10 protein-coding genes are annotated in these 15,419 nt (G+C 62.1%); 6 read left to right on the forward strand and 4 right to left on the reverse strand.

Annotated elements, in window-relative coordinates; all coding sequences use genetic code 11:
• Positions 1 to 100: 100 nt before the first annotated feature.
• The gene (locus tag ACQR50_RS07410) at positions 101 to 1,741 is read right to left on the reverse strand and encodes a histidine kinase famiy protein (protein ID WP_428970422.1); all 1,641 of its coding nucleotides are present in this window, start codon (positions 1,739 to 1,741) and stop codon (positions 101 to 103) included.
• Between the two features lie 484 nt (positions 1,742 to 2,225).
• Between ACQR50_RS07410 and ACQR50_RS07415 the strand changes: the two genes are divergently transcribed.
• Genes ACQR50_RS07415 through ACQR50_RS07425 form a run of 3 tightly spaced genes read left to right on the forward strand, consistent with a single transcriptional unit; the run spans position 2,226 to position 5,975 of the window.
• The gene (locus ACQR50_RS07415) at positions 2,226 to 3,227 is read left to right on the forward strand and encodes an SDR family oxidoreductase (RefSeq protein ID WP_428970423.1); all 1,002 of its coding nucleotides are present in this window, start codon (positions 2,226 to 2,228) and stop codon (positions 3,225 to 3,227) included.
• Positions 3,228 to 3,232: 5 nt separating this feature from the next.
• The gene (locus tag ACQR50_RS07420) at positions 3,233 to 5,053 is read left to right on the forward strand and encodes a glycoside hydrolase family 15 protein (protein ID WP_428970424.1); all 1,821 of its coding nucleotides are present in this window, start codon (positions 3,233 to 3,235) and stop codon (positions 5,051 to 5,053) included.
• Between the two features lie 28 nt (positions 5,054 to 5,081).
• A complete protein-coding gene (locus ACQR50_RS07425; protein ID WP_428970425.1) occupies positions 5,082 to 5,975 on the forward strand; it encodes an SDR family oxidoreductase in 894 nt (297 codons plus the stop codon).
• 186 nt (positions 5,976 to 6,161) lie between these two features.
• Here the strand turns inward: ACQR50_RS07425 and ACQR50_RS07430 are convergent, their stop codons facing one another.
• On the reverse strand, positions 6,162 to 6,794 hold the full coding sequence (locus ACQR50_RS07430) for a tyrosine-type recombinase/integrase (protein WP_093334517.1): 633 nt from the start codon (positions 6,792 to 6,794) through the stop codon (positions 6,162 to 6,164).
• 213 nt (positions 6,795 to 7,007) lie between these two features.
• Positions 7,008 to 10,169 (reverse strand): bifunctional cytochrome P450/NADPH--P450 reductase, encoded by a 3,162-nt coding sequence (locus ACQR50_RS07435; RefSeq protein WP_428970426.1) that lies wholly within the window; start codon positions 10,167 to 10,169, stop codon positions 7,008 to 7,010.
• Positions 10,170 to 10,344: 175 nt separating this feature from the next.
• Here ACQR50_RS07435 and ACQR50_RS07440 point away from each other — a divergent pair, with 175 nt between their 5' ends.
• A complete protein-coding gene (locus ACQR50_RS07440) occupies positions 10,345 to 10,950 on the forward strand; it encodes a TetR/AcrR family transcriptional regulator (protein ID WP_428970427.1) in 606 nt (201 codons plus the stop codon).
• A 569-nt stretch (positions 10,951 to 11,519) separates the two neighbouring features.
• On the forward strand, positions 11,520 to 11,636 hold the full coding sequence (locus ACQR50_RS07445; protein ID WP_428970428.1) for a c-type cytochrome: 117 nt from the start codon (positions 11,520 to 11,522) through the stop codon (positions 11,634 to 11,636).
• Positions 11,637 to 11,667: 31 nt separating this feature from the next.
• On the opposite strand, the gene ACQR50_RS07450 is transcribed toward ACQR50_RS07445, so the two are convergent.
• Positions 11,668 to 13,998, reverse strand: coding sequence for an FdhF/YdeP family oxidoreductase (locus ACQR50_RS07450; RefSeq protein WP_428970429.1), 2,331 nt, complete (start codon positions 13,996 to 13,998; stop codon positions 11,668 to 11,670).
• A 128-nt stretch (positions 13,999 to 14,126) separates the two neighbouring features.
• Here ACQR50_RS07450 and ACQR50_RS07455 point away from each other — a divergent pair, with 128 nt between their 5' ends.
• Entirely contained in the window at positions 14,127 to 14,372 is a 246-nt protein-coding gene (locus tag ACQR50_RS07455) for a hypothetical protein (RefSeq protein ID WP_428970430.1), read from the forward strand.
• Positions 14,373 to 15,419: the final 1,047 nt, after the last annotated feature.

Consider the following 15,419-nt stretch of genomic DNA (forward strand, 5'->3'; position numbering starts at 1 on the left):
GCCTCTGAGCGACGGTACCGAGCGATGACGTTCGGCAAAGTCGTCGACGCAGCCTGTTCAGCACATATCAAGGCCTGATCCCGGTAGTAGCTTTCCATCATTACCCCCCATGCGTGCCGATCCCTGTCGGCCCCTCAATGACCTGCCGAACCTTGGTTGCGAGCTCACTTCGTTTGTAGGGTTTCTGAATCAGTTCGAACTCAGCGCCGCGTGCATCGACGCGTTCGATCGAGGATTCGGCATAACCGGTGGTGAGCAGCACCCGCATACGCGGCCGGCGCCGCTTGACCTCGCGCGCCAGCATGACCCCGTTCATCCCGCCCGGCATAATGAGATCGCTGAACAGCAGATCGATATGACCGGCGCCATCGAGCAGGTTCAACGCTTCGTTGGCATTCTCAGCGCGCAGCACGGTATAGCCAAACTCTACAAGCACGGTCTCAGCATAGTCGCCGACATCGATTTGATCCTCGACCACAAGCACGGTTTCAGTGCCGCGCTTGTCGGAGAGGGATCGCGACGATGTGGCGCCAACCGGATCAGCCTTGGCGTTTTCGCACGGGAACAGCATACTGATCGTCGTTCCGCGACCTTCCTGTGATTGAATGCGCAGCGATCCGCCCGACTGCTTCATAAAGCCATAGACCATCGACAAACCGAGCCCGGTGCCCTTGCCCTGATCCTTGGTGGTGAAGAACGGCTCAGTGACCCGCGTCAGCACCTCGGGCGACATGCCCGTGCCTTCGTCGCAGATTGTCACGGCAACATAATTGCCGGCTTCCAGCTCACCGAAGCCTTTGTCGCCTGCCTCGATCGAACGGTTCTTCACCTCAATGACGATCTTGCCGCCGTTCGGCATCGCATCCCGCGCATTAAGTAGGATGTTGATAATCGCCAACTCGGCCTGGGTCGGATCGATCCGCGCGTTACAGGTCTTCTCCTGACGAACGATCTCGACGTCGACGATCCCGCCTGCCGTGCGCTCGATCAGCGGCTCAAGCTGATCGATGAGGTCGACGAGGTTGACCACTCGGCCTTGCAGCTTCTGTCGTCGGGAGAAGGCAAGGAGCTGCTGGGTCAGCGTCGCACCGCGCTCTGCCGCCTGCATGACTGCGTTGATCGAACGGGCAGCCTTTTTGCGATCGAAGTCTCCGTCGCCCTCGATCTGATTGCGCAGCACGTCGCTGAAGCCCTGGATGACGGTCAGCAGGTTATTGAAGTCGTGCGCAACACCGCCGGTCAGCTGCCCGACCGCTTCCATTTTCTGCGCTTGTCGCAAGCCTTCTTCCGCGTCGCGACGGCGGGTTACGTCGAGTTGAGAGGCAAAAAAGTAGATCAGCTTGCCATCGGCATCGAAAACCGGGGAGACGAACAGCGCATTCCAGAACGCGGCCCCGTTCTTCTTATAATTCAGCAGCTCAACAGAAATTTCCCGCCGCTGTTCGATGGCCCGGCGGATATCGGCAACTGTGTCGCGATCGGTATCTGGCCCTTGCAGGATCCGGCAGTTGATGCCGACCAGTTCGTCCCAGCTATACCCCGTCATGTTCTGGAAAGCCGGGTTAGCGAAAACGATTGGGTTATCGTGCTGGTTGGGGTCGGTGACGATCATTGGCATGCGGGTCGTCTTCACCGCAGCGAAGAAGATGCTGTTGCTATCGTCCGTCATGTCGTGATTTGCACCGCCGGCAAGGTGCGGGGGTGGGGCGCTGGGTAGCGTCTCGGGCGTTTCGTCAGCCATCTTCGTCCGGCATTAGAGGGGGGCTTGCCTCGAAGTGCCGGCCATATGCCGTAAACACACTCAACCGTCATTGGTTGCAGATACGACAATAGGCCAATGGTTTTTGCCGTAGACGAGCATTTCCCCGTGTGAAGACCTCATATTGACTCAGATCATTTCCGGGGCAGGGTCGAGCCACAGGGTCGATGGGAACGCCCTCAGCTGCGTTTCCGGTATCGATCTAAACGGTTGGTCCGAGCTGGGATTTTTATAATGTCACCGAAGGCTGCAATCTCGCGCCTTCCGGTTGGCTCTAATCTCAGAATTTTTCGACAAGCAGATCGGTGCGGTGGCTCCAACGGTCACACGTGCTCCTCGCTTTCTCTGATCTACGATGACAGCGCCTGCGCAATTAACTGAAGAGCAAAGCAAAAGGCGGCGACCATTTGGCCACTCTGGCGTTCAGCGATCGAGCAAGCCTCTCTTTGGGAACGAGACCAGCCTTATGAAGACCATCGTAATTACAGGCGCGAGCGCCGGCATCGGCCTCGCGACTGCGGATCGCTTTGCGCGCAGCGGATGGCAGGTTGCGATCATCGCAAGGGATCCTGTACGCCTTGATGAGGCCAAAACGATGCTTGAGCAGCATGGCGGCAAGGTACTGGCAATCCCAGTCGACGTTGCCGACGCGAAGGCCATCGATGAGGCCGCCAATAAGGTGGTCGCCGAATTTGGTGCGATCGACGCATGGGTCAACAACGCCATGTCGACGGTGGTCGCTCGTGCGCATGATATCACGCCGGATGAATATGCCCGCGTCACCGGCACGACCTATCTATCGCAGGTCTATGGAACGCTCGCCGCGCTTCGTCACATGCGTACGCGGGATCAGGGGGCAATCATCCAGGTGTCCTCCGGCCTCGCGATCCGGGCCGCCCCCTTGCAGGCCGCATATTGTGGCGCGAAGGCTGCGGTGGGTGGTTTTACGGACTCGCTGCGTTCCGAGCTGATTTCGGACAAATCGAAGATCACGCTCAGTGTCGTGTATCTGCCAGGCGTCAATACACCGCAGACGAGCTGGGCACGCAATCATACCGGCCGTGAGCAGGTTATTCCCGATCCGCTCTTCGATCCGCGCCTCTGCGCTGAGGCGATCTGGACCGCAGCGCACGATCCGCAGCGCGAGTTCTGGGTCGGGCGCTCAACGCTGATGATGGCGCTAGGGCAATCCGTGGCACCAGGCTTTTCTGATCGCGGGACAGCCGGGATGATCGACAAGCAACAGGGCGATCCGATGCCCGAGCGCGCTGGCAATCTCGACGAAGCGGTTCCGGGTCCTGCGCGGATCGATGGCGACGGCACGGACCGGGTGAAGGGGAGCCGTCGCGAGTTCTTCACGAGTCGGCAGCGCGATATGCTGAAGGCAGGCGTCGTGGGCGGTCTGCTGAGCGCGGGCGCTTTGGCAGGATATGGTGTATCGCGCGCTCTGCCGCGTCTCCTCCGTTGACCGGGATGCTGAAGCGGCTGTTGCCGCAACACCATGAGCGGGCTGAACTCGGTGTCCGCAAGGACGGCTACCTACCGCTCGAGCAATATGGTGCGCTCGGCGATGGCCGCTCCGTCGCGTTGTCCGGCACCGATGGATCGATTGATTGGTGGTGCGTGCCCAACATGGACTCGCCACCCCTGTTCGACCGATTGCTCGACGGCGAGAACGGGGGCTGTTTTGCCCTACAGCCCGACCGGCCCTTCACGATCGAGCGCCGTTATCGCCCTGCCAGCAACGTGCTTGAGACGATCTTCACAACGCCGAGCGGTAGGGCAAAACTAACGGAATCTCTCAATAGCGGCACCGCTGGGCGTTTGCCTTGGGCCGAGTTGGCGCGGCGGATCGATGGGTTGGATGGCACCGTTCGCTTCAATCTGACGATGAAGCCCGGTAGGCGGGGTGATACGGTCAATCCGTACCACTCAAAGATCGGCGACCACACCGTCTTCCATGTCGAGCGCGTTCTGGGCCTCTTTGTCCACAGTGACACGGTTCATTGTGACTGGGCCGACGAGGGCATCACCGGGGAAGTAACGGTGGCGGCTGGCGAGCGTCAGACTGTTGCGGTCGTGGCTGGTTGCGATGAGCCTTTAGTGGCGCCTACGATCGAGCAGATCGACGCACGCATCGACATATCAGACCAGGAATGGCGGGACTGGAGCGAGCACGTCTCCTACACGGGCGAGGACCGCGACGCGTTCCTGCGCAGTGCGTTGGCACTGAAGCTTCTGCTCTATTCGCCGTCTGGCGCGATAACGGCCGCAGCGACGACATCGATCCCGGAAGGCATCGGCGGATCCAAGAATTATGACTATCGCTACGCCTGGATCCGTGATGCCGGCTACACAATCAAGGCATTCCTGACGGCAGGGCTTGAAGCCGAGGCGAAGGCTGCATTCAGCTGGCTGCTCGACCAGCTTCGCAGCGTTGGCACGCGTGTAGTTTACACCCTCGACGGGAATGTCGTGCCCGGCGTGTCCGAATGGGCAATGCCAGGGTATCGTGGTTCGACGCCGGTTCGCACCGGTAATCAGGCATCTGACCAGCGCCAGCACGGTGTTTATGGCGACATTTTCGAGACGGCCGCCTGCTTCGTAGGGTGTGGCAATATCCTCGACCCCGCGAGCGCGGAGCTGCTTTCGCACTTTGCCGATGAATGCGCCGATCGCTGGCGCCTTCCCGATGCGGGTATGTGGGAGCTGGAAGATTTGCAGCATTACACGATGTCCAAGGTCAGCTGCTGGCAGGCTTTGGCTCGCGCCGTAGAATTGGCAGACCAGGGTCAGCTGCCGACCACGTGTCGTGAACGCTGGTCGCGCGAACGCGACCGGATCAAGGACTGGATTGAAGGCGAATGCTGGTCGGAGAAGAAGCAGGCCTTCGTCATGTACCCGGGTACCGACAAGCTCGATGCCTCCTTGGCGCTTGCTGTGCGTTTCGGCTTTGATGGTCATGATCGCCTGCTGGCGACGATGGACGCGATTGATCGTGAGCTAGGCAGCGGTCCTTTCCACTATCGCTACACCGGCATGGACAAGGAGGAAGGGTGCTTTCTTGCCTGCTCGTTCTGGATGGTGGAGGCCCGTGCCGAACTTGGTCAGCGGCCTGAAGCCCGCCAGCGGTTCGATAAGCTCAACGACGCCTTGTCCCACGGGCACGGCATTCTCTCAGAGATGATCGATCCAGCGAGTGGCGCGTTCCTCGGCAACCTTCCCCAAGGTCTCAGCCATCTGGCGCACGTTATGGCGCTGTCCGTTCTCGACGAGGCAGCAGCCTGCAACTGACACTGATCCTATCCCAATGGAGATAAGCATGACTGACCGTCTGACTATGCAGGATCCTCGCTCGCAGTATCCGCAGCCCCCTTTCCCGCGGCAGCCGCAGCCTGTCCCCGGCGAAGTTTCGAAGATGGATCCTGTGCCCGACCATGGCGAGACGAGCTATAAGGGCTTAGGCAAACTTGCCGGGCGCAAGGCCCTCATCACCGGCGCGGACAGCGGTATCGGTCGCGCGGCGGCTATCGCGTTTGCACGCGAGGGTGCTGACGTCGCTCTGTCATACCTCGAGTCCGAGAAGAGTGACGCGGCCGAGGTGATCCAACTCATCGAAGCGGAGGGGCGCAAAGCCGTCGACCTGCCCGGCGACATCACTGACGAGGCCTGGTGCAAGACGCTCGTGAAGCAGGCGGTCGAGAAGCTTGGCGGTCTCGACATCCTCGTCATCAATGCCGGACGGCAGCAAAACCGTGAGGACATCTCGAAGGTCACGTCGGAGGATTTCGACAAGACCATGAAGACCAACCTCTATGCTATGCACTGGATCGCGCAGGCGGCCGTGCCGCATCTGCCGGCGGGCGGCTCGGTCATCACCACAGCCTCGATTCAGGCTTATGATCCGTCTGCGATCCTGCTCGACTATGCGACCACCAAGGCGGGGATCGTGGCCTACACCAAGGCGCTGGCCAAGCAGCTGCTGGAGAAGGGCATCCGCGCCAACGTCGTGGCACCTGGCCCCTTCTGGACGCCGCTTCAGGCATCCGGCGGTCAGCCGCCCGAGGCGGTGATGAAGTTCGGCTCGGAAACCCAGTATGGCCGTCCGGGGCAGCCTGTCGAGATCGCGCCGGTCTATGTGCTGCTGGCGAGCCAGGAAGGGAGCTACATCAGCGGCGAGGTTTACGGCGTCACCGGTGGTGCTGGCGTCGCCTGACAACGAAGAGCCCCGATCGGTCTTAACCGGTCGGGGCTATCTAAACGGAATGGTATCTTCAGCCCTATAGAACGAAACAGCTTTCTTGACCCCCTCAGCGGCGCTCCAATCGTAAAGATCGACATGAACGTATGTCCGAAATGGGGAAGTGAGTAGGGCGGCTTGAATGGCCGATTGTGGGTCCGCTCAGACCTCAGTGCGTTCCGCCAGCTCCAAAGCGTCTTCAACGTCAACGCCCAAGTAGCGCACCGTGCTGTCGATCTTGGCATGGCCGAGGAGAATCTGAACGGCGCGAAGGTTGCCGGTCGCCTTGTAGATGATCGATGCTTTCGTGCGCCGAAGCGAGTGTGTGCCATAATCTTGAGCTGGAAGGCCGATGCCGACCACCCATTCGTGTACGAGGCGGGCATATTGCCGGGTGCTCATATGGGCCATATAGTCATTTCGGCTCGGAAAGACGAAGTCGTTCAGTGTTCCGCCACGACGCTCCAGCCATGCCCGCATCGTCTTGCGCGCCGTGTCCATCAGTTCGAACTGGACTGGCCGTCTGGTCTTCTGCTGAACCACGACGGCTCGGTCACGGACGCGCCCGCCAGAAACTACATCTCCGATCCGCACCCTGACCACGTCGCAGCCGCGCAGCTTGCTGTCGATGGCGAAGTCGAACAACGCGCGGTCGCGCAGTCGTCTATGCTGGTCGAGCCAGAAGCGAATAGCCCATACCTGTTGCTGTTTCAGAGCGCGCTTCGCACCGATCAGCCGACCCTCATTCCAGGGCCGAAGTTCGTGAAAGGCAGGGTCCATCGACGAATGACCCATTGATCATCTCCATCGGGCCAAATTGCCAAAGGAGCTTACGCAGGCGGGGTAAACCGATCGTTCGGAAACGTGGTTGATTGGCCGGTGGTCATGCTGAACGAGCGGTCGGTTTCAGGCACCGCCCAGAGATTTTATGAACGACCGGGATTGGGGTAGGCCGTTTAAGTGCCCGGCGAGGCATGCACCTGTCGGAGAAGAGCGCTCGACGTGACATCATGTATATATGTCGGCGACATAGCGTACGCCCTCCCGCTCGATCCGCTCCGCCCAGGCCAGCGCTTCGGCGTGACTGGCATTGGTTTCCGCCTCGTAGATACGAATGAGGACTTCGCGCACGGCCGGTGCCATGTGCTCGCCATCGCCGCAGAGGAGTATTCGTGCCCCCGCGCGGAACAGGGCGGCGATCTCCTCGCGATCTCGCCAGATGGCATCCTGGACGTGAACGATGCCACCCTGACCCGTCGCGGAAAAGGCCATCCGCAGGTTAACGACTTCCGTATCCTGCCAACCCTCTAGTTCCTCGCGATACAGAAAATCGCCATCGGGATCGCGGACGCCGAAGAAGAGCAGGGCCGGAGCGAGCGGCTCGCCACCGGCCTTTCGCAGGGCTCGTTCCTGAAGAAAACCGCGAAACGGTGCGATGCCGCTGCCGGCGCAGACCATGATCACTGGCGTCACCGGATCGGCAGGCAGATGAAATCCCGCCTGGCTCTGTCGCACCGCCACGCCGAGCGTATCGCCTTCCTTCAGCCGGGCGAGGAAGGTCGACGCGACGCCTTGATGCAACCGATCGCCCCCCAGTGCCGGCGCCTGCAGGACCGATACCGTGAGCGCACACCGGTTTGGATCAACGAGCGGTGACGAGGCGATCGAATATTGGCGGGCGCGCATCGGGGGAAGGGCCGCGATGAACGTGCCAAGTGCCATGTCAGCCGATGCGAAGCGCTCCAGCAGGTCGAGCAGCGTCACCCGCCGCGCCAATATCTCCGCGGCATAGACGTCCTCCTGCGCCAGCCGTTCGGCCTCTTTGCGCTCCGGCGGGCAGGCTATGGTCGTGGCGATCGCCAAAATCTGCCCACGCGTCGCGGGCTGCTGTAACTCCAGATAGTCGCCGAACAGCGTCTCGGCCGTGACCGGCCTGTCGACGGGCAGGGCAGAGGGCAAACCAGGCGCGCCGTGGACGATCAATTCCGTGTCCGGCTCTAGATTAAAGCGGGTAAGGGTGCGGCGCACCGTTTCGGGCGGATTGCTCGGCAACACCGCCAGATAGTCGCCGGCGCGATAGGTCATGCCCTTGGGCAGGGCGATCTCGATATGTCGTTTCGAGCGCGCGCCAGGGCGGTGCATGTCGACCAGCTCGCGATTGGCCAGGATCGTACCGCGCTGCAATTCGTCGAGCTTGAGCACGCGTTCGCGCGTCCCGCGCCGCACTTCCACATCGATGCAGGGCTGCGCCTGGGCGGCCGGTTCGCGTCCCTCCGATGCCGCGAGCGACGGCCAGAGACCGGCATACCAGTTCTCGAAAGCGCCGAACAGATCGCCAGCGGCATCGCCTTCGCCGCGCGGATGGAAGGCCTGCCCGCCGGCCTTAGCCAGTGCGGCATCGACCCGCTTGGGGATCGCCTGCCAGGTGCGGGCCCATTGGCGATTGCCGCAGCCGAACACCGCATAGCGTCGTCCGACCAGCGCATGGTCGGGCAGGCTCTCGACCCAGGTGACGAAACGGGCCGCATTGTCGGGCGGGCGGCCCTCATAGGACGCGGTGGCGACGATCAGGGGCACGCCGTCGGGCAGCCCGGAGGCGTAGTCGTCCAGCGGCGCGACGGTCGCGGCATAGCCCTGCACGGCGGCATCGGCGCCGATCCGCTGGGCGAAGGCTTCGCTGGTGCCGGTGTTGCTGCCGTAAAGGACGAGAAGGGGCCCATTGTCGCCCGGGCTCGGTTCTGTTGGCGCGGTCAGCGGACGTGTCGGGGCGTCTTGCGCCGTGCTGCGCGGCCGTGCCGTCGCTCCGTCCCGGCGACGCGCATGGATATGGAGGTTGGCGGGCTTCAGGGTCAGCGTCTCGCTCACCACGAGCTTATAGTCGCGGTCGGCCAGGCTGATGTCGAAGCGCTGGAGCATCAGCGCCATGACCAGGATCGCCTCCTGCATGGCAAAGCCGCGCCCGATGCAAGCACGCTGGCCATTCCCGAACGGCTTCCAGGCATGGGGCGGCAGCTTGGCGGCGGCCTCGGGCGCGAACCGCTCGGGGCGGAACGCTTCCGGCTCGTCCCAGACGGTCGGGTCGCGGTGAAGGACAGGCGTCAGGATCAGCAGCGTGTCGTCCGGGGTGACGGCATAGCGGCCGCCGATCTTCGTCGCCTCGCGCGGGTGGACACCGAAGGCGGGCGCGGTGGGCCAGAGCCGCAGCGTCTCCTGCAGGACCTGCTCGACATAGGTCAGCCGTCCGATATCGTCGACCGTCGGTGCATGGCCGCCGAGCACGTCATCGACATACGCCCGTGTCTTCGCCAGCACCTCGGGGTGGGTGAGCAGCAGCCAGGTGGCGAAGCTGAGCAATCCGCTGGTCGTCTCGTGCCCGGCGACCAGGAAGGTGATCATCTGATAGCCGACATTCTCGCGGCTCAGCATCTCGCCCGTCTCTGGATCGCGGGCGGTCAGCATCCGATCCAGCAGGTCGCCGCGTTCGCCCAGGCGCGGGTCGCCATGGCGCTCGTCGATCAACCGGTTGGAGACGTCGCGCAAGATTTTGATATCGGCCTCGAACCGGCGATTACGCAGCAGCATCAGCTTGCCCGCACCCGGCGGCAGCCGCGACCGCCGCCCCGATTCCTCCAGCGCTCCCACCATCGCCGCGACGAAGGGGTGCATCGCGTTCTGATAGAAGCTGTTGAAGCGATAATCGAAGGCGCACAGCGCGATCGTGTCGAGCGTCAGCCGGGTCATATTGTCGGCCACGTCAATGGTAGCGCCCTCACCGAACCGCTCCCACCGCACCATCATCTGTTCGGCGATGTCGTACATGCGGTCGAACATCGAACGCAGCCCGAGCGGACCGAAGGCAGGCATCAGCAGCCGGTGTGCCTTGCCCCAGTTCGGCTCTTCGTCATACGCGGTGAACAGGCCGTCTCCGCCGACATAGCGTGCCTCCTGCAACGGGCGGTGCAGCGCCTTCTTGAAGCGCGTCTCGTCGCACAACTCCTCGGTCAGGGTCTGGCTGCCCACGATCACCAGGCCACGCCCTAACATTTCGATGCGGAACAGCGGGCCATGCTCGCGCGCCAGGCGCATCAGGCTTTGCACCGGCGTCTTTGGATCGAGCGCGGCAATGTTGCCGATCAAAGGATAGCCTTTGGGTTGTGGAATGGTGGCCATCGTTCAGTGCCTTCAGATGATGATGGCGGCGTCGACAATCGGCCCGGCGTTCGGACGATCATGTCGACGACCCATCGGTTTGCTCCTCATCCGCTATGTAGGAGCCCCCACGAGATTTGGAAACCGATTGGTTTCCAAGGTGCTCTTTTTGGCGGAATTGGCGTATCGGACGAGAATGGATGAAGCGCCTCTGACCGACCGTCTGCCGCCCCGCCTTTTGGAAAGCGCACGCGCGGAATTTGGCCGTCACGGTTTTGCCAAGGCCAATGTCGGGCGGATCGCGACGGCCGCGATGATGTCGAAAAAGACGATCTATCGCCATGTGGCGTCGAAGGAGGCGTTGCTGTTCGCGGTGATCCGCTCTGTCGTTGGCGAACTGGCCGCGACGGCTGGTCCGCCCAACCCCGATGCGCCGCCCAAGGAATGGCTGACTGGCTATCTGACGGCGTTCTGCCATCTCGCTTTCTCCGACGAAGGTATAACCTCCTACCGCCTCGTAATGAGCGAAGGCGCGCAGTTCCCCGATGTCGCGCGTATCTATATCGAGACAATCAAGGCCTATGGGATCAGGCCGCTCGCCGACCAACTTGCCGCCTATGCGTCGGTAGGGCGGATGACCATTGACGACCCGGACGGCACCGCGATGATGCTGACCTCGATGGTCGTGGCCGATACCTTGCGTGACGCCGCTCTTGGCTTATCAGCCCCACCAGTCGATACCGGATTGCAGCGCCTTATTGAGCGTGCCGTTACCATTTTTCTTGTCGGTGTTCTATTGTAGGCTTGATGACCTACACCCAGCACTTTGCGGGATCATATCCCGCATTCTCGAAAGGGTCTGGCTAGTTGGCCTCTTGCTAGTTGTAAAAACTGGTTGGCGGAAGATCAGCCCCGAAGTGTGCTATTCGCGCAATGTAGCAGACTGAATACAGCTCACGGGAACGTCAACCGCACCATCTGCTACATCCCTTAACGCTTACGATGCACGTGAACGAGCGGCTGGAATTGGGAAGCCGATAAGGCCTCCTGAATGACCGCAACTGGGTCGTGGCGGCAGTAGCACAGGGCGGCCGCTCTCGTTCGATTGTGCTGAAGAAGTCGACGTTGGGCCGGTCGACAAGTTGTCGCTGAGCTGGGGTGGAAGCCGCTGATCGGCTCAGGCTGGTAGCGAGAGCGCCGGCATCGGGACGAGCTTTGCCATCTTGCGGAGGTTCTGGGCGGTAGATGCACGTCGAGCATTCTGGATATTCGGACATTGGTGTCTTGAGCTTCTGCCAAAGCAATGGCCCTAGCGTCTTCTGTGGTCCTGCGACGGGCTTCCGCGACCCCTAGCCCAACGATCCCGACACGATGACGCGCTGGCTGATGCATCCCCAAAGGATGCGCCCCGGCACCGGTATGCCCGAGCAAGGGCCGAGCGAGGCGGAAGCGCGCGCGATCGCGGCCTATCTCTATACGCTGGATTGACCGCCAACCGTCGAAAGCCGGTTCGCGCCGGTCATGCGGTCGAACGATCCTCCATTCCCGGCTCCAGGATCGCGTCGCCGTCGCTGGTTACCGTCACAGGGATCGACTTGGCGGCGGGGGTCTTGCTGCCCACCGCATAATGCCAGACCGGCATCAGGACGTTGCATTCGGGATAATAGCCGCCGATGCATCCGACCGGAATGTCATAGGCGACGACGATCATCCCCGAGAGATGCCGGTCGACGCCGTCATCGGCCACGGTGCGCAGCGTCACCGCCTGCCCGACCTTCAGACCCCGGCGTTCGATGTCGGAGCGGTTCATCAGCACGACGTTGCGGATGCCGTCGATCCCCCGGAAGCGATCGTTATAGCCATAGACGGTGGTGTTGAACTGGTCGTTGCTGCGCAAGGTCATCAGCCGCAGCACCTCATGCCCGACGTCCGGCATGTCGAGGTCTTCGTCGAGTGCCTCCGGCGTGACGAAATTGGCGCGGCCGGTATCGGTTTGCCATTCGCGCCGTTTGGCGGGCAGGTCGCGCTGGAAGCCGCCGGGCTCCCACATGCGCGTTTCATAGTCGTGGAAATTGTCAGGCAGGGTGTGGGCGATCTCCCGCCGGATTGCGGCATAGTCGGTCATATAATCGTCCCACCGCACCTTGGGGTTGGGCTCGAACACCTGTTTGGCGAGTTCGCACAGCAGCCGTATCTCGCTGATGAGATGCGGCGAAGCGGGCGTGCGAAGTCCGCGATTGCCATGGACGCAGCCGGAGGTGTCCTCCATCGACAAGGCCTGTTGCCCGGCCGCCGTCTCGTCGATCTCCAGCCGCCCGATGACGGGCAGGATATAGCTGATCTCACCGGGGAGCAGCGCGGTACGGTTGAGCTTGGTCAGGACGTTGACAGTCAGCCGCATCCGCCGCCAGGCAAGCTCCATCCGGCCCTGGTCCGGGATGGCGCGGGCGAAGTTGCCGCCCAGCATGAAGAACGCCTTCACCTGGCCTTCGAGGATCGCCTCGCAGGCCTCGACCGTGTTGTACCCCGCCTCGCGCGGCGGCTTGAAGCCGAATTGCTCGCCCAGCCGGTCGAGCGGGAACAGCTCGGGCTTTTCGGTGACGCCGACCGTCCGTTGGCCCTGGACATTGCTGTGGCCGCGCACCGGACAGATGCCCGCGCCGGGCCGCCCGATATTGCCGCGCATCAGGAGCAGGTTGACCAGCATCTGCACTGTCTCGACCCCCGCGCGATGCTGAGTCAGGCCCATGCCGTAAATGCCGATGGTCGACGGCGCACGGGCATAGATGAGCGCGGTCGCTTCGAGATCGGCACGATGCAGCCCCGAACGCCGCTCCAGCTCGTCCCAGTCCTGCGCCTTTAACCAGTTGGCGAAGCGTTCGAACCCGTGCGTGTGCGCATCGATGAAGGCGAGGTCCAGGATTGGTGGCTCACCGGCTGCCAGGGCGTCGTCGTGCAGCGTCAGCACCGCCTTGCAGATGCCCGCGATCGCCGCCAGATCGCCGCCATTCTTGACCTGATGATAGTCCGAGCTGATCCGCGTATCCTTGCCCGTCAGCATCTCGGTCGGGGATTGCGGGTTCAGGAACCGCTCCAGTCCCCGCTCGCGAAGCGGGTTGAAGGTGATGATCGGCACCCCGCGCTGGCTGGCTTCCTGAAGCGGGTGCAACATGCGCGGCGAATTGCTCCCCGGATTCTGGCCGAAGAACATCAGGCAGTCGGTTTTCGCAAAGTCCCCCAGATCGACCGTGCCGACGCCCTGGCCGATGCTGGCGGGCAGGGCGACCGAGGTCGTTTCATGGCACATGTTCGAACTGTCGGGCAGGTTGTTGTTGCCATAGAGCCGGGCGAACAACTGATAGAGATAGCTGCCTTCGTTCGACAAACGGCCGGAGCTGTAGAAGACGGTGCCGTGCTGCCTGTCTTCCACCGCGCGAAGTTCGTGGGCGATCTCCGCGATGGCATGGCCCCACGACACCGGCGTATATTTGTCGGTCGCGGGATCATAGCGCAGCGGATGGGTGAGGCGGCCGGGCTGTTCCAGATGATAATCGTCCCACGTCAGCAACTCGCTGACCGTGTGTTCGGCGAAAAAGGCGGGTGTGCAGCGATGCGCGGTCAGTTCCCAGGCGACCGCCTTCACGCCGTTTTCGCAGAATTCGAAGGGGAGCGGCGTGGCGGGCTTTACCCAGGCGCAGCTGTTGCACTGATAGCCATCGACCTTGTTATGCCGCGACAGCGCGACGCTGGCGCTACCCAGCACGCCCTCCCGGCGCAGGATATTGCCGACCGAGCGCGCGGAGCCCCATCCGCCGGAGGGGAGGCGATACGGCTTATACGTGGCTTTCATCGGGTATCTCCGGCCGGGGCGGCGGGCGTTTCCGTACGAAACATTCGCCGGGTCTTGTCGTTAACCCTGTGGCGGCGGCGGCTATCCCAAATTTGATATAAGATACGGATTTAAAAAGGAGAAATGCCATGACGGTCGGTCGTGACTATATGCTGAAAAAGACGACGGGCCCTTCGGCCCCCAAATTTTTCATCGACACGCAGATCGTGCCGCGACTGGTCAACGCCGTCGGGCGGGGAGAGGTGCTGCTCGACCGTTCGGCGGTCCGTCTTGGCGTTCGCCCTTCGGTCCTTGCCGCCGGGGCAGCGTGTGTCATGGCGGTGCTGCTTTTGGGCATCCCGCAGGGACGGAGAGGGACGCTGGGTGACGCGTAGCCCATTGAATCGATTTGCCGATCCATATTGAAACCGGGAGCCCCGGTTGCCCCCTGATATTGAGGGAGAATTGATGCTCGGTTGTTTCGGGGGGCTGGCAACCGTCTGTCAGAGTCAATTCGCTCAGATGAACGAGCGGCAGAAACCGGGCGGCCAGTTTAGCCGTATGAACGACCGGAATTGGGTCCTCGTTACGCTGGGGCAGGGTGGCCACTTCCACCCAGTTGCGGGCGTTCACGCGTATGCTATCCAAAGGAGATGACAGGTAGGGCTGACATCACGGCCCGGATAGCTGCGGTCTGCTATACCGGCATGGTAGCAGCGGGAGTGTGGTTCACGCTCGCGTGGGCGGGCGCCAATGACCAGTGGCGTCTTGACGAGTTGCTCGGCTTCGCGGTCGTCGCGCTGTCGCCGATACCGGTGTGCATTCTCTGCTTTCGACGTAGCGTGTAGCCGTTCCGCTTCCGCCCAATTGCGGACATGCCGTCAGGAATCTAAGCTGGGCGTTCTCTCAGCTGGGCCGGTGGATTAGACCCGGCGAGGGGAAAAGCTGGGGCCTTGCAGAAGGCAGCGGAGCCTTCACCGCTCTCCCAGCACCACGTATCCGCTAACGCCCCAAACACGGACATCTCGGTTCTCGCCAACGCGCATATTCCGTTAGTATGACTGGGCGACTTGAGAATGGCTATTCAGACGTCACTTCCGCGCCGCCAACCATAGGGGTGGGTTTCGGACCGGAAGGTAAGGGTGCCATTTCGCCCCCGTCATCTTTTCTCGACGTCAACCAATTTGGTAATGACGGTCCATAGCGCTTCCACATTTCCTTGATCGCCATTCGCTCTTGGACAGTGGGCGGGGGTGAACCGCTGAGATCCTTTAGTGGCATTGCGCATCTCACTCAGTAGCTGGATCGCAGTCATAGCACACTTTGCGCCGGGACACCGGCTGCCTTCCACCCATCTCCGCCGTTCCGGGTGGCCGATCGGGCTCGCTGAAGCAGCCGGTTCGCTTATATGAACGAGCGGCAGCTTTCGGGAGGCGAGAAGG

This window comes from Sphingomonas sp. Xoc002 (assembly GCF_050408055.1).
Taxonomy (GTDB): domain Bacteria; phylum Pseudomonadota; class Alphaproteobacteria; order Sphingomonadales; family Sphingomonadaceae; genus Sphingomonas; species Sphingomonas yabuuchiae.

What these genes read in the sequence shown, in the direction of transcription:
- ACQR50_RS07410 (WP_428970422.1), bottom strand. Translation starts at nt 1,741, where the DNA reads ATGGCTGACGAAACGCCCGAGACGCTACCCAGCGCCCCACCCCCGCAC.
- ACQR50_RS07415 (WP_428970423.1), top strand. Translation starts at nt 2,226, where the DNA reads ATGAAGACCATCGTAATTACAGGCGCGAGCGCCGGCATCGGCCTCGCG.
- ACQR50_RS07420 (WP_428970424.1), top strand. Translation starts at nt 3,233, where the DNA reads ATGCTGAAGCGGCTGTTGCCGCAACACCATGAGCGGGCTGAACTCGGT.
- ACQR50_RS07425 (WP_428970425.1), top strand. Translation starts at nt 5,082, where the DNA reads ATGACTGACCGTCTGACTATGCAGGATCCTCGCTCGCAGTATCCGCAG.
- ACQR50_RS07430 (WP_093334517.1), bottom strand. Translation starts at nt 6,794, where the DNA reads ATGGGTCATTCGTCGATGGACCCTGCCTTTCACGAACTTCGGCCCTGG.
- ACQR50_RS07435 (WP_428970426.1), bottom strand. Translation starts at nt 10,169, where the DNA reads ATGGCCACCATTCCACAACCCAAAGGCTATCCTTTGATCGGCAACATT.
- ACQR50_RS07440 (WP_428970427.1), top strand. Translation starts at nt 10,345, where the DNA reads ATGGATGAAGCGCCTCTGACCGACCGTCTGCCGCCCCGCCTTTTGGAA.
- ACQR50_RS07445 (WP_428970428.1), top strand. Translation starts at nt 11,520, where the DNA reads ATGACGCGCTGGCTGATGCATCCCCAAAGGATGCGCCCCGGCACCGGT.
- ACQR50_RS07450 (WP_428970429.1), bottom strand. Translation starts at nt 13,998, where the DNA reads ATGAAAGCCACGTATAAGCCGTATCGCCTCCCCTCCGGCGGATGGGGC.
- ACQR50_RS07455 (WP_428970430.1), top strand. Translation starts at nt 14,127, where the DNA reads ATGACGGTCGGTCGTGACTATATGCTGAAAAAGACGACGGGCCCTTCG.